The sequence below is a fragment of the Streptomyces sp. NBC_00457 genome, assembly GCF_036014015.1.
Lineage (GTDB): Bacteria > Actinomycetota > Actinomycetes > Streptomycetales > Streptomycetaceae > Streptomyces.
On sequence record NZ_CP107905.1, the window covers coordinates 2,326,805 to 2,340,723 of the forward strand.

The 13,919-nt window shown below is 70.2% G+C and carries 14 protein-coding genes; 7 read left to right on the forward strand and 7 right to left on the reverse strand.

The features are described 5' to 3' along the window. Nucleotides 1-3: 3 nt before the first annotated feature. Genes OG828_RS10655 through OG828_RS10670 form a run of 4 tightly spaced genes read left to right on the forward strand, consistent with a single transcriptional unit; the run spans nucleotide 4 to nucleotide 4,716 of the window. Nucleotides 4-2,031 carry a protein meaA gene (locus OG828_RS10655; protein ID WP_328353065.1) on the forward strand — a complete coding sequence of 676 codons (2,028 nt, stop codon included), beginning with the start codon at nucleotides 4-6 and terminating at the stop codon, nucleotides 2,029-2,031. Further along, entirely contained in the window at nucleotides 2,028-2,990 is a 963-nt protein-coding gene (locus OG828_RS10660; RefSeq protein WP_328500958.1) for an HpcH/HpaI aldolase/citrate lyase family protein, read from the forward strand. The genes OG828_RS10655 and OG828_RS10660 overlap by 4 nt, the downstream gene beginning before the upstream one ends. A gap of 5 nt (nucleotides 2,991-2,995) precedes the next feature. Next, entirely contained in the window at nucleotides 2,996-3,508 is a 513-nt protein-coding gene (locus tag OG828_RS10665; protein WP_210572074.1) for a MaoC family dehydratase, read from the forward strand. 2 nt (nucleotides 3,509-3,510) lie between these two features. After that, nucleotides 3,511-4,716: an acyl-CoA dehydrogenase family protein gene (locus tag OG828_RS10670; protein ID WP_328437655.1), complete on the forward strand. Its 1,206-nt coding sequence runs from the start codon at nucleotides 3,511-3,513 to the stop codon at nucleotides 4,714-4,716. Between the two features lie 46 nt (nucleotides 4,717-4,762). Here the strand turns inward: OG828_RS10670 and OG828_RS10675 are convergent, their stop codons facing one another. Further along, complete coding sequence (locus OG828_RS10675; RefSeq protein WP_301985536.1) at nucleotides 4,763-4,885, reverse strand: hypothetical protein; 123 nt, start codon at nucleotides 4,883-4,885, stop codon at nucleotides 4,763-4,765. A gap of 2 nt (nucleotides 4,886-4,887) precedes the next feature. Between OG828_RS10675 and OG828_RS10680 the strand changes: the two genes are divergently transcribed. Together OG828_RS10680 and pssA are read left to right on the forward strand one after the other, a co-directional pair. Beyond that, on the forward strand, nucleotides 4,888-5,544 hold the full coding sequence (locus tag OG828_RS10680) for a phosphatidylserine decarboxylase (protein WP_210572070.1): 657 nt from the start codon (nucleotides 4,888-4,890) through the stop codon (nucleotides 5,542-5,544). A 22-nt stretch (nucleotides 5,545-5,566) separates the two neighbouring features. After that, nucleotides 5,567-6,388, forward strand: coding sequence for a CDP-diacylglycerol--serine O-phosphatidyltransferase (gene pssA / locus OG828_RS10685; protein WP_210572267.1), 822 nt, complete (start codon nucleotides 5,567-5,569; stop codon nucleotides 6,386-6,388). A 58-nt stretch (nucleotides 6,389-6,446) separates the two neighbouring features. Here pssA and OG828_RS10690 read toward each other — a convergent pair whose 3' ends face one another. Genes OG828_RS10690 through OG828_RS10710 form a run of 5 tightly spaced genes read right to left on the reverse strand, consistent with a single transcriptional unit; the run spans nucleotide 6,447 to nucleotide 11,255 of the window. Continuing rightward, on the reverse strand, nucleotides 6,447-7,709 hold the full coding sequence (locus OG828_RS10690; RefSeq protein ID WP_328500959.1) for an ABC transporter substrate-binding protein: 1,263 nt from the start codon (nucleotides 7,707-7,709) through the stop codon (nucleotides 6,447-6,449). Continuing rightward, the gene (locus OG828_RS10695; RefSeq protein WP_328504838.1) at nucleotides 7,706-8,764 is read right to left on the reverse strand and encodes a branched-chain amino acid ABC transporter permease; all 1,059 of its coding nucleotides are present in this window, start codon (nucleotides 8,762-8,764) and stop codon (nucleotides 7,706-7,708) included. Before OG828_RS10695 ends, OG828_RS10690 begins: the two co-directional genes overlap by 4 nt. Before the next feature lie 25 nt (nucleotides 8,765-8,789). Beyond that, a complete protein-coding gene (locus tag OG828_RS10700; protein ID WP_328437658.1) occupies nucleotides 8,790-9,680 on the reverse strand; it encodes a branched-chain amino acid ABC transporter permease in 891 nt (296 codons plus the stop codon). Next, nucleotides 9,677-10,447, reverse strand: coding sequence for an ABC transporter ATP-binding protein (locus tag OG828_RS10705; RefSeq protein WP_328437659.1), 771 nt, complete (start codon nucleotides 10,445-10,447; stop codon nucleotides 9,677-9,679). The genes OG828_RS10700 and OG828_RS10705 overlap by 4 nt, the downstream gene beginning before the upstream one ends. A 1-nt stretch (nucleotide 10,448) precedes the next feature. After that, a complete protein-coding gene (locus OG828_RS10710; RefSeq protein ID WP_328500960.1) occupies nucleotides 10,449-11,255 on the reverse strand; it encodes an ABC transporter ATP-binding protein in 807 nt (268 codons plus the stop codon). A 181-nt stretch (nucleotides 11,256-11,436) separates the two neighbouring features. Here OG828_RS10710 and OG828_RS10715 point away from each other — a divergent pair, with 181 nt between their 5' ends. Further along, nucleotides 11,437-12,657, forward strand: a complete 1,221-nt coding sequence (locus OG828_RS10715) for a PucR family transcriptional regulator (RefSeq protein ID WP_328500961.1) — start codon at nucleotides 11,437-11,439, stop codon at nucleotides 12,655-12,657. Between the two features lie 75 nt (nucleotides 12,658-12,732). Here OG828_RS10715 and OG828_RS10720 read toward each other — a convergent pair whose 3' ends face one another. Next, on the reverse strand, nucleotides 12,733-13,884 hold the full coding sequence (locus tag OG828_RS10720; RefSeq protein ID WP_328500962.1) for a glycerate kinase: 1,152 nt from the start codon (nucleotides 13,882-13,884) through the stop codon (nucleotides 12,733-12,735). Nucleotides 13,885-13,919: the final 35 nt, after the last annotated feature.

A 13,919-nucleotide genomic window follows, 5' to 3' on the forward strand; every position in this document is an offset into this window, starting at 1 on the left:
CACATGACTGAGCGTCAGAAAGACCGGCCGTGGCTGATGCGGACCTACGCCGGTCACTCCACGGCCGAGGCGTCCAACGAGTTGTACCGGCGCAACCTCGCCAAGGGCCAGACCGGGCTGTCGGTGGCGTTCGACCTGCCGACGCAGACCGGCTACGACCCGGACCACATCCTCGCCCGCGGCGAGGTCGGCCGGGTCGGGGTCCCGGTGTCGCACGTCGGTGACATGCGCCGGCTGTTCCAGGACATCCCCATGGAGCAGATGAACACCTCGATGACGATCAACGCCACGGCCATGTGGCTGCTGGCGCTCTATCAGGTCGTCGCGGAGGAGCACGGCGCCGACATCACCCAGCTCCAGGGGACGACCCAGAACGACATCGTCAAGGAGTACCTGTCGCGGGGGACGCATGTGTTCCCGCCGGGGCCGTCGCTCCGTCTGACGACGGACATGATCGCGTACACGGTCTCCCACATGCCCAAGTGGAACCCGATCAACATCTGCAGCTACCACCTGCAGGAGGCGGGCGCCACGCCGGTGCAGGAGATCGCGTACGCGATGTCCACCGCCATCGCCGTGCTCGACGCCGTGCGCGACAGCGGCCAGGTGCCGCAGGAACGCATGGGCGATGTCGTCGCCCGTATCTCCTTCTTCGTGAACGCGGGCGTCCGCTTCATCGAGGAGATGTGCAAGATGCGGGCGTTCGGCCGGATCTGGGACGAGATCACGCGCGAGCGGTACGGCATCGAGAACCCCAAGCAGCGCCGTTTCCGGTACGGCGTCCAGGTCAACTCCCTCGGACTGACCGAGGCGCAGCCGGAGAACAACGTCCAGCGGATCGTGCTGGAGATGCTGGCAGTGACCCTCTCGAAGGACGCACGCGCGCGTGCCGTCCAACTCCCCGCCTGGAACGAGGCGTTGGGGCTCCCCCGCCCCTGGGACCAGCAGTGGTCGCTGCGCATCCAGCAGGTGCTCGCCCATGAGAGCGACCTGCTGGAGTACGCGGACATCTTCGAGGGCTCGCACGTCATCGAGGCGAAGGTCGCGCAGCTCGTCGAGGAGTCCCTCGCGGAGATCGACCGGATCCAGGAGATGGGCGGCGCGATGGCCGCCGTCGAGTCGGGCTATCTCAAGTCGCAGCTCGTGGCGTCCCACGCCGAGCGCCGGGCGCGGATCGAGTCCGGCCAGGAGAAGATCGTCGGCGTCAACATCTACGAGTCGACCGAGCCGAACCCGCTCACGGCCGACCTGGACGCCGCGATCCAGACGGTCGACCCGGCGGTCGAGGCGCGCGTCGTGCACGCCCTGGAGCGCTGGCGTGAGACTCGCTACCAGCCGCCGTTCAACCACCCGCGCCCCTGCAAGGCGCTGGAGAGGCTGAAGGAGGCCGCGAAGGGCACCGCGAACCTCATGGAGGCCACCCTGGAGTGCGCCCGCGCCGGGGTCACGACCGGTGAGTGGGCCGGGGCCCTGCGCGAGGTGTTCGGTGAGTTCCGGGCGCCGACGGGCGTGTCCTCCGCGCCGGTCGCGGTGACCGCCGAGGAGGGCACCGCGATGGCGCTCGTCCGCCGCCGGGTGGACGAGACCGCCCGTGACCTCGGCGTCGGCAAGCTTCGCTTCCTGGTCGGCAAGCCGGGCCTGGACGGGCACTCCAACGGGGCCGAGCAGATCGCCGTACGCGCGCGTGACGCCGGCTTCGAGGTGGTCTACCAGGGCATCCGGCTCACCCCGGAGCAGATCGTGGACGCGGCCATCGCCGAGGACGTGCACGCGGTGGGCCTGTCGATCCTCTCCGGGTCGCACGCCCAGCTGGTGCCGGACGTGCTGGAACGCCTCCATGTGGCCGGTGCCACAGAGATACCTGTCATCGCCGGTGGGATCATCCCCAATGGCGACGCCGAGCAGCTGAAGGCCGCGGGTGTGGCCGCCGTCTTCACCCCGAAGGACTTCGACATCACCGGAATCATCGGCCGCATCGTCGACGAGATCCGGAAAGCGAACAAGCTCGACCCCCTGGAGGTCCCCGCATGACGACCGTCAACCGCCTTCGCCCGCGGCGCTCCTGCCTGGCCGTACCGGGCTCGAACCCGCGTTTCCTGGAGAAGGCGCAGGGCCTCCCCGCCGACCAGGTCTTCCTCGACCTCGAGGACGCGTGCGCGCCGCTCGCCAAGCCCGAGGCGCGGCACACCATCGTCAAGTTCCTCAACGAGGGCGACTGGACGGGCAAGACGCGGGTCGTGCGCGTCAACGACTGGACGACGGAGTGGACGTACCGCGATGTCGTGACGGTGGTCGAAGGCGCGGGCCCGAACCTGGACTGCATCATGCTGCCGAAGGTCCAGGACGCCCAGCAGATCGTCGCCCTGGACCTGCTGCTGACGCAGATCGAGAAGACGATGGGCTTCGAGGTCGGCAAGATCGGCATCGAGGCGCAGATCGAGAACGCGCAGGGCCTGAACAACGTCAACGAGATCGCGCAGGCCTCCCCGCGCGTCGAGACGATCATCTTCGGCCCGGCCGACTTCATGGCGTCGATCAACATGAAGTCGCTGGTCGTGGGCGAGCAGCCGCCCGGCTACCCGGCGGACGCCTACCACTACATCCTGATGAAGATCCTGATGGCCGCCCGCGCCAACAACCTCCAGGCGATCGACGGCCCCTACCTCCAGATCCGCAACATCGACGGCTACCGCGAGGTCGCCGGGCGCGCCGCCGCCCTCGGTTTCGACGGCAAGTGGGTGCTGCACCCGGGCCAGGTCGAGGCGTCCAACGAGATCTTCTCGCCCTCGCAGGAGGACTACGACCACGCCGAGCTGATCCTGGACGCGTACGACTACTACACGTCCGAGGCGGGCGGCAAGAAGGGCTCCGCGATGCTCGGCGACGAGATGATCGACGAGGCCAGCCGCAAGATGGCGCTGGTCATCTCCGGCAAGGGCCGTGCGGCCGGCATGCAGCGCACCAGCAAGTTCGAGATCCCGGAGGCCTGAGCGCGATGCAGTTCGGACGCACCTACGAGGAGTTCGAGGTCGGGGCGACGTACAAGCACTGGCCGGGAAAGACGGTCACGGAGTACGACGACCACCTGTTCTGTCTCCTCACCATGAACCACCACCCGCTCCACATGGACGCCAACTACGCCGAGAACACGACGGACTTCGGCAAGAACGTGGTGGTCGGGAACTACATCTACTCCCTCCTGCTCGGCATGTCCGTGCCGGACATCTCCGGCAAGGCGATCGCCAACCTGGAGATCGAGTCGCTCAAGCACGTGGCGCCGACCTTCCACGGCGACACGATCTACGGCCAGACGACCGTGCTGGACAAGTGGCCGTCCAAGTCGAAGAACGACCGCGGCATCGTCCACGTCGAGACCAAGGGCTACAAGCAGGACGGCACGCTGGTCTGCGTGTTCCGCCGCAAGGTCATGGTGCCGACCGAGACGTACATCAAGGAGCGCGGCGGCGAGCAGCCGGGCCGCCCCCAGCTCAAGGAGCAGGAGAAGTAGCCATGGCGCGACTCGCCCAGACCGCCGGTCTGACGGACATCCAGCAGGAGATCCTGTCCACGGTCCGCGACTTCGTGGACAAGGAGATCATCCCGGTCGCGACCGAGCTGGAGCACCGCGACGAGTACCCGCAGCAGATCGTCGACGGCCTCAAGGAGTTGGGCCTGTTCGGCCTGATGATCCCGGAGGAGTACGGCGGCCTGGGCGAGTCCCTTCTGACGTACGCCCTGTGCGTCGAGGAGATCGCCCGCGGCTGGATGTCGGTGTCCGGCATCATCAACACGCACTTCATCGTGGCGTACATGCTCAAGCAGCACGGCACCGACGAGCAGCGGGACTACTTCCTGCCGAAGATGGCGGCCGGTGACATCCGGGGCGCCTTCTCGATGTCGGAGCCGGCGCTGGGTTCCGATGTGTCGGCCATCACGTCGAAGGCGGTCAAGGACGGCGACGAGTACGTCCTGAACGGCCAGAAGATGTGGCTGACGAACGGCGGTACGTCGACTCTCGTGGCCGTCCTCGTGAAGAGTGACGAAGGACACCCCGAGGGCACCGCCCCCCACAAGTCGATGACGACCTTCCTCGTCGAGAAGGAGCCCGGCTTCGGAGAGGTCCGTCCGGGCCTCACCATCCCCGGGAAGATCGACAAGATGGGGTACAAGGGCGTCGACACCACCGAGCTCATCATGGATGGCCTGCGGATTCCGGCCGACCGCGTGCTCGGCGGCCAGACCGGCCGGGGTTTCTACCAGATGATGGACGGCGTGGAGGTCGGCCGCGTCAACGTGGCGGCGCGTGGTTGCGGGGTCGCTCAGCGTGCGTTCGAGCTCGGTGTCCAGTACGCCCAGCAGCGTCACACTTTCGGCAAGCCGATCGCCCAGCACCAGGCGATCCAGTTCAAGCTGGCCGAGATGGCCACCAAGGTCGAAGCCGCGCATGCGATGATGGTGAACGCGGCACGCAAAAAGGACTCCGGAGAACGAAACGACCTTGAGGCTGGGATGGCGAAGTACCTCGCCTCCGAGTACTGCAAGGAGGTCGTCGAGGACTCTTTCCGGATCCACGGCGGCTACGGCTTCTCCAAGGAGTACGAGATCGAGCGCCTCTACCGAGAGGCTCCGATGCTGCTGATCGGTGAAGGTACCGCCGAGATCCAGAAAATGATCATCGGTCGCAGGCTGCTCGAAGAGTATCGACTCCAGGGCTAGATGTCCGGGTTGGGGGTGTTTTCTTCGCGAAGAAGATCACACCCCGTCAACACTCTTCGGCTGCCGACTCGGCTTCCTGGCTTGCCCAGTTGTAGCCCGCGACCGGTACGATCGCGTGAAAGCCGCCGTCCCCCTCACGCAGCGCGGCATCATCCGCTACGAAGGTCATCCATGCCCCACAGCCAAACCTCTGCACCACGCGACAGCCTGGCAGGCGTACGCCTGGCGCGCGGAGCATCGCCGTGGCTTCTCCCGACCGTCGCCACCGCAGCCCTCAGCCTGGTCCGCGCGCGCCGCTCCGGCGCCGCCAGAGCCGTGGCCGTACCCGCCACCGCGCTCGCGGCGGGCATGCTGTGGTTCTTCCGCGACCCCGAGCGCGAGATCGCCACGGGCCGGGTCATCTCGCCGGCCGACGGTGTGGTGCAGAGCATCATGCCGTGGAAGGACGGGCGTACCCGCGTCGCGATCTTCATGAGCCCGCTCAACGTCCACGTCAACCGTGCTCCGCTCGCCGGTACCGTGGCGTCGGTCGAGCACATCCCCGGCGGGTTCGTTCCGGCGTTCAACAAGGAGAGCGAGAACAACGAGCGCGTAGTCTGGCACTTCGACACCGAACTCGGCGACATCGAGATGATCCAGATCGCCGGCGCGGTCGCCCGTCGCATCGTGCCGTACGTACCGCAGGGCACGAAGGTCGAGCAGGGTGACCGGATCGGTCTGATCCGCTTCGGCTCGCGTGTCGACATCTACCTGCCCGAGGGCGTGGAGGTCGCGGTCGAGGTCGGGCAGAAGACCGTGGCTGGGGTGACTCGCATTGACCGTGATTGATCCTGAGACTCAGGCGGGCTGGGTGCCGGAGGCCGACGAGGTGGTGGACGAAGAGGAGGAGATGCCTCTTTCTCTCCGCCTCTCGATAGCGGACACCCTCACCCTCGGCAACGCCACGTGCGGCTTCATGGCGGTGTACTTCACCACCACCGGCATCCTGATCCCGCACCTCACCGACAGCCAGGAAACCGGCATGGCCCGCAACAGCGCGGCCACGGCGGTCATCCTGATGCTGTGCGCGGCGGTCTTCGACCTGTTCGACGGCCTGGTGGCGCGCAAGCTGCGCTCCTCCCCCATGGGCGCCGAGCTGGACAACCTCTCGGACCTGGTCAGCTTCGGTCTGGCCCCGGCGTACTTCGTCCTGGTCTACGGCATGGTCGCGGACGACGCGTACCAGAAGGTGGCCGCGGTCGGAGCGGTCGTGGTGCTTCTGGCGGTGGTGCTGCGGCTTGCCCGCTTCTCGTGCGTGACACCGCCGAACGGCATGTTCCAGGGCATGCCGAGCCCCTTCGGGGCGCTGACGGTGGTCTCGATCGTGCTCCTGGAGCTGCCCTTCGTGGCGACGCTCCTGGCGATCCTCGGCACCGCGTGGCTCATGGTCAGCCGGGTCGAGTACCCGAAGCCGCGGGGCCGTCTCGCGGTCGCGATGCTCACCTGGATCGTCCTGGGGATGGGCCTCCTCGCGGCCTGGGCGTTCGGCGCTCCCGGCGGACAGCTCCTCCTCCAGACAGGCTGTGCTCTGCAGCTGGTCATGGGCGCGGTGATCCCCCTGTTCGCCACGGCCCGCCGGGTGAACAACTTCCGCGACAACCGGCGTGAGGCACGGGCGGCGCAGCTGCCGTAACACCTGACAGCACAGAGGGCCCGAACCGCAAGGTTCGGGCCCTCTGCGTTGCGCTCGTTCAGGCACCCGGCGTGTACGCCTCGGCGACCGACGACGCCTCTGCCTCCCGTACGACCTTCATGCCGCCCGTCACGCCCTTGTCCGGCTGCAGGATGACGCTCTGCCGGGACGACGGGGCCTTCGGGTCGGTGAAGTCCTGCGGGATGCCGAAGCCGACGTCGAACGCGTCGATCGTCAGCAGCGCCTTGTCGACGCCCGCGCGCGTGAGGTCCTTGCTCGCGCAGGCCTTCTTCAGGGCCTCGCCGAAGACGGAGACCGCCGTCCAGCCGGCCACCACGCCGTTGTCCAGCGCGTCCTTCGGATACGCCGCCCGGTAGTCCGCCACGAGCTGCTTCGCCTCCGGGGTGTCGGCGCCGATGGGCAGCGACGGGGAGGCCACCCAGTAGTTCTTCGACAGGGCGGGGCCCGCCTGGGTGGCGAGCAGCTGCGGGGCGAAGGCGGAGTTGTTGCCGATGACCGGGACGCCGAAGCCGCTCGCCGCCGCGACGCCGACGAGGGAGGCCGCCTGGCGCGGCCCCGCGCTGATCACGACGGCCTTGACGCCCGCTTTCTTCAGAGCGGCGACCTGTGCGGTCATGTCGTTGTCCGTCGGCTTGATCTTCTGCTCGACGACCGTCAGCCCGGATTCCTCCGCCATGTGCTTTGCACCGACCAGGGCGCTCTCACCGTAGTCGCCCTCGAAGTACACGTGCCCGATCTTGTCGCCCTTCTTGATCCCCTTCTCCTTCATCAGGAAGTCGATGGCGTTGATCGTCTCGATGTCGTACGTCGATCCGATGACGCGGATGTACGGGCTGCCGAGCAGCGAGTGCGCCCATGCCTGCGGCAGCACCAGGCCCTTGTCCTGGCCGTCCACGCGCTGCTTGACCGCGGCGACGAACGGCGAGCCGATGAACTGGGTGAAGCCCAGCACCTTCGGCGCCAGCTCCGTGTACCCGGACACGGCCTTCTGCGGGTCGTAGCCGTGGTCGCGGACGGAGAGGGACACCTGGTAGCCGCAGACGCCGCCCTTGGCGTTCAGCTGCTTCACATACAGCTGCTGCGCCTGGGTGACGCTCTTGCCGAGGGTCGCGTAGACGCCGGTCATGTCCGTGAGCACCCCGAGCGTGATCGTCTTGCCGGAGATCCCCTCACCGGTCTTGACGCCACCCGCGGTGTCCTGGCTGTCGCCGTCGTCCTTGGCCTTGGAGCTGCAGCCGGCCAGCACGAGCAGCGCGGCGAGCGCGCCCGCCGCGACTCTGGCCGCATAGGTCGTGGTCATCGTTCCTCCCCTGGATTGCGTACGACGCGGTTCCGGGCGGCCAGCCTGACCAGGCCGCCCGGCAGAAAGAGCACCACCGCCACGACGGCGGCGCCGTACAGGTACCGGGACGCCTCGCCCGGTGCGATCCCGCCCGTGCCCGGGTCGGAGACCAGCGGGAGCGCGTCGCTGTAGCGGGTCAGCAGCTGGGGCAGCAGCGAGACGAACGCCGCCCCGAGCACCGCTCCCCGGACCGAGCCGAGCCCGCCGATGACGATCATGGCGAGGTACTCCAGCGAGAGCGTGATCCCGAAGTAGTCGGGCACCGTCCGCTGGAAGACCAGCGCGAGCAGCACTCCGGCGAGGCCCGCGTACATCGAGGACAGGACGAAGACGGCGGCCCGGTAGCGGGCGACCGGCACGCCGATCACCCCGGCCGCGATGCGGTGGTCGCGGATCGCGTTCATGGCCCGGCCCGGCCTGCCGCGCAGCACCCCGCGGGCGAACAGCGCACAGCCGAGCAGGACGACGAGTCCGGCGTACCAGAGCTTCTCGGCGGAGCCGAACGGCACGTTGGCGACGAGGAGTTCGCGGTCGTCGAAGGTGAGGCCGAAGAGGTTGAGGGCGGGTACGTCGCGGCCGTTGAAGCCGCCGGTGAGGTCGCGGGCGTTGAACAGCACATGCTGGCCGATGAAGATCAGCGCGAGGGTCGCGATGCCGAGGTAGGCGCCGCGCAGCCGGCCCGCGATGGGGCTGAAGAGGCCTCCGGCGGCTCCGGCGACCAGGGTGGCGAGGACGGCGGCGAGCCAGGTCGGCAGGGAGAGCCCGGTCAGGCCGTCGCGCCCGTCGCCGGCGAACACGCAGTAGCCGTAGGCGCCGACGGCCAGGAAGAAGGCGTGGCCCATGGAGAGCTGGCCGGTGGCGCCGGTGAGCAGGTTGATGCCGATGGCGCCGATCGCGGCTGCCATGGCGAACAGACCCGCCTGGAGCCAGAAGCGGTCCAGGTAGAAGGGCAGGGCGAGCAGCAGGACGGTGCCGCCGCCCCAGACGTACGTACGGGTGCGGGTGAACCACATCGGCCGGGTGCCGCCCGCGATGGCTTCAGACACGGGCGAGCTCCTTCGTGCCGAACAGCCCGGCGGGCCGGATGAGCAGGATCGCGAGCATGACGAGGTAGGGCGCCAGGTCGCCGAGCCCCCGGCCCAGGAAGGTCAGGTCGCTCTGGTAGCCGGTGGCGAGGGACTCGGTCACGCCGATGATCAGTCCGCCGACCAGGGCACCCGTCGTCGAGTCGAGGCCGCCGAGGATCGCCGCCGGGAAGGCCTTGAGGGCGGCGAGGGAGGTGGCCCGTTCCAGGCCGGGCGTCGGGAAGACGGTGAGGAAGAGGGCGGCCACGGCGGCGAGTCCGCCCGCCACGGCCCAGGCGCCGAGGGACACCCGGCCGAGCCTGACTCCCATCAGGGCGGCGGTCTCCGGGCTCTCGGCCGCCGCGCGCATCGCCACGCCCCATGTGGTGTAGCGGAAGGCGAGCAGGAACGCGGTGATGAGCAGGGCGGCGGCGACGAAGGCGGCGATCCGGGTGTGGGCGAGGGAGATCGGGCCGAGGGTGAGGACGGCGTCGCCCCAGGGGTCGCCCAGCGGCAGGACGTCCGTGCCGATGCGCCGGGTGAGTTCGGTGGTGAGCAGGATGTCGACGCCGATGGTCACGATGGCCAGCACGCTCTGGTCGCTGCCCCGGTAGCGGCGCATCACCAGGAACTCGACGGCCGCTCCGACCAGCGCGGCGCCCGCGATGCCGGCCAGCAGCGCGGGCCAGAACCCGATGTCGTCGTGGAGGACCGCGGTGACGTATCCGCCGGCCAGCAGCAGTGAGGCGTGCGCGAAGTTGACGACCTCCGTGGCCCGGAAGATCACCACGAACCCGAGGGCGATCAGCGCGTAGACGGAGCCCAACGAGACGCCGTTGAGGAAGAGTTCGGCGAAGGTGCTCACGACGCGGCCTCCTCACCGAGGTAGGCACGCACGACGGCCGGATCGTTCTGTACGTCGGCCGGAGCGCCGTCCGCGATCAGCCGCCCGAAGTCGAGCACGGTCACCGTGTCCGCGAGCCTCATCACCACCCCCATGTCGTGCTCGACCAGGACGATGGAGATCCCGAGGCTGTCGCGGACCCCGGCGATGACGCCCGCGACCCGGCGCCGCTCGTCGGCCGTCATGCCGGCCACCGGTTCGTCGAGGAGCAGCAGCCGGGGTTCCATGCACAGCGCGCGGGCCAGCTCGGCGAGCTTCTGCTGCCCGTACGGCAGGGAGCCCGCCGGCCGGCCGAGGTGGTCCTCGAGGCCCACGAACGCGGCGATCTCCCGGACGCGTGCCCGGTGCTTGCGTTCCTCGCGCCCCGCCGACGGCAGCCGCAGCCCGGCGGCGACGAAGCCGGACCTGGTCAGCCGGTGCCGGCCCAGCAGCAGGCTGTCCTCGACGGTCGCGTGCGGCGGCAGGGCGAGGTTCTGGAAGATGCGGGCGACGCCGAGCGCGGCGATGCGGTGCGCGGGCATGCCGGTCAGCTCGTGGCCGCCGAAGCGGACACTGCCCGAGGTGGCCCGGTAGACCCCCGACAGGACGTTGAAGCAGGTCGACTTGCCTGCCCCGTTGGGTCCGATCAGGGCGTGGACGGTGCCGGGGCGCACGGTGAAGGTGACGTCGTCCAGGGCGAGGAGGCCCGCGAAACGGACGGTGAGGTGGTCCACGTGCAGGGTCTCCATGTCAGCCCTCCCATCGGGGCAGCGCAGGGTGGGATCGCGTGGCGCCCGCCGCGTCGGCGGCCGCGTCCTCGTCGACCACGCCCAGGTAGCGGCGGCGCACCTCGTCGGAGGCGGCCAGTTCGGCGGTCGGACCGGAGAGCGTGACCTCGCCGACCTCCAGGACGTGGGCATGGGTGGCGAGGCGCAGGGCGAGCGCCGCGTTCTGCTCGACCAGCAGGACGGAGGTGCCCTGTTCGTTGATCTCGCGCACGGTCTCGGCGATCCGCGCGGCCATCAGCGGGGCCAGGCCCAGCGACGGCTCGTCGAGCAGCAGCACCTTCGGTACGGCCATCAGGGCGCGGGCGACGGCGAGCATCTGCTGCTCACCGCCCGACAGCAGCCCGGCCCGCTGCTGGGCCCGCTCGGCGAGGACGGGGAAGAGTTCGTGGACGCGGCGCAGGGCGGCGGCCCGGTCGGTGCGACCGCCGGCCGCGCCGAGCGCCCCGGCCCGCAGGTTGTCCGCGACGGTCATCCGGGCGAACACCCGCCGCCCCTCCGGCACTTGGGACACCCCGACAGCCACCACCCGGTCGGGCGCGAGCCCATCGATACGGCGTCCGCCGAGCGTCACGGTGCCGCCGGTCGTCGCCCCGCCGTGGAAGGAGAGCGTGCGGCTGACCGCCCGCAACAGCGTCGACTTGCCCGCACCGTTCCCGCCGAGGACCGTCACCACGGCCGCCTCCGGCACCTCCAGCGACACCCGGCGCAGAGCGCGCACCGGGCCGTACCCCACCGACAGATCCCGTACGACCAGATCGGAGCCCCCCATGGCACCGCCCCCTTCCTCCGCCCTGTGTGGCGCTCACCCCAGCACCGGGTGGGGTGTCCGTCCACGGGTCGCGGCCGAAACGCTGCTGGTGACCAGCGAATACGGCCGCCCGTTGTGCACGCGCACAACACTGCGTGTCGGGGGCCTGCCCAAGCCGGGCGGCCGGTGGCATCCTCCGGCCATGGGAGCGCGCAGAAGGCGTACCGGTCATGACTGGAAAGTGCTCGCGGAGTCCTGCACGGCGCTCCTGGAGCGGCTGCCGGAGCTGGTCGACGAGCATCTGCGGCTGCTGGCGGAGCACTCCTCCGTCTACGACCAGGTCCTGCCGTACGACCAGCAGTGGCGGGAGGCGGAGGAAGCGATGCGCATCGGCATCGAGACCATCTCCGCACCCCGCGACTCACCGCGCCGCGACCTGAAGTACGCGGAGGAGGCGGGGCAGCGACGCGCCCAGCAGGGGCTGCCGCTGGAGCTGCTGGTGCACGCGTACCGGAGCGCCGGCTATCTGGTGTGGGACGCCCTGTTGGAGGGCACCGGGGGCCAGGAGCCCGAGCGGCTCGGGGTGCTGATGCGCTCGGCGACGCTCGTGTGGGCGGCGATCGACGCCCAGACCGCCGTGGCGTCGGAGGCGTACCGGGCGACCGAGATGGAACTGCGCCGTCGAACCGACGAACAGCTGCACGCGCTGCTGGACGCGCTCCTGGAGGGTCAGGAGACGCCGGGCCTCGCCGCCAGGGCCGCGGCGGGGCTCGATCTGCCGGAGCGGGGCGCGTACGCCGTGGTGGTACTGCGGACCGAGCGCCGCGACGCGCGGGAGGCCTTCCACCGGCCACTGCCGGCCGCCGGGTACCGGTTCGTCTGGCGGATGCGGGCCGACCGCGAGGTGGGCGTGGTGCTGCTGGGCCCCGGCCAGGACCTGGACGCGGTGGCGCGGCTGCTGAGCGGGCGGTGCTCGGGCCCCGGCGGGATCAGTCCCGTCGTACCCGGTCTGGCCGAGCTGGGCCGGGCGCGACGCCTCGCCGAGCTGGCGCTGCGCACCTGTCCACCGGACGCCCACGAGGTCGTACGCCTCGACCAGCGCATGCCCACCGCCCTCGTCGTGAGCCAGCCGGAACTCGCGGGCCGACTGGTCGCGGACGTCTTCGGCGCACTGATCAGCCTGGAACCCCCCGACCGCGCCGTCCTGCTGGAGACCCTGGACGCATGGCTGGCCTGCGAGGGCTCAGCGGGCCGCGCCGCCGGCCGCCTGTACTGCCACCGCAACACGGTCTTCAACCGACTGCGCCGCCTGGAACAGCTGACGTCCAGGTCACTGGCCCGCCCGAGGGACCTGATCGAACTGACGCTGGCACTGGACGCGTACAGGCTGTCGGGCACGACGGCTGCGGACCGACTGACCTGAGCAGAAGCGCCCCCGAAGGGGCGCGGGGAACTGCGCGACCAGCCACAACAGACCCGCAGCCGACCGACGACCCACTTAGCTCAGGAAATCCCGGCCGATATTCTCAGCGACCCGCTCCAGAATCGGCCCCGCATCCGCGATGCACTTAGCCACATCCGGCTCGACCTCCGTCAGCGCATACGCCCGCCGGATCCCGGCCCGCCCCAGCGCCTCCGGCGGCAGCGCGAGACGCCCGCACACCGCGACGACCTCCTTGCCCTGAGCCCGGGCCGCCGCGGCGACCCCCGCCGGGGCCTTGCCGTGCAGCGTCTGCTCGTCGAGAGAACCTTCGCCGGTGATCACCAGATCGGCGCGGTCCAACGCCGGTGCAAAACCGAGGACGTCCAGCATGACGTCGATGCCGGGACGGAACGCCGCGCCGACGATCAGCGCGCCGTAGCCGATGCCTCCGGCCGCGCCCGCGCCGGGCGACGCGGCGTACTCGGCCGCCTTAGGGCCGATCGCCGCCTCCAGGGTCTTGGCGTAGTGCGCGAGGGCCTCGTCCAGCGTCTGTACGTCGTCCGGGGAGGCGCCCTTCTGCGGGCCGTACACCGCCGGGGCCCCCTTCGGCCCGGTGAGCGGGTTGTCGACGTCGCTGGCGAGCACCAGCTCGACCTCGCCGAGCCGCGGATCCAGGTCGGACAGGTCGGCCGACGCCAGGTCGGCCAGTCCGCCGCCGCCCGGAGACACCGGCTCCCCGTCCGCCGCCAGGAAGCGCGCGCCGAGCGCGGACAGCATGCCGGCGCCCCCGTCCGTGGTCGCGCTGCCGCCGACGCCGAACACGATCGTGCGGGCGCCCGCGTCCAGCGCGGCCCGCAGCAGCTCGCCTGAGCCGTACGTCGATGCCGTGAGCGGCGCGAAGACTCCGGCCGGCAGCCGCTGCAGCCCGCTGGCCTCCGCCATCTCCACGACCGCGGTGTCACCGCGCAGCGCGAACGCGGCCGTCACCTCGTTGCCGAGAGGGCCCGCGACCCGTACCTCTCGCCGCTCGAACCCGGCCGCGACCGCCGCGTCGACCGTTCCGTCGCCGCCGTCGGCGACCGGCAGCGCCTCGACCTGGAGGCCCGGCACGACCGTGCGCAGCCCGGCCGTCACCCGCTCGGCGACCTCGACGGCCGTCAGTGACCCCTTGAACTTGTCCGCGGCGATGAGGACCCTCTGGGCCCCCCTGCCTGCAGCGTTCGCCACTTTTGCATCCCCTTGCTCTACGGGCCCCGCACTTG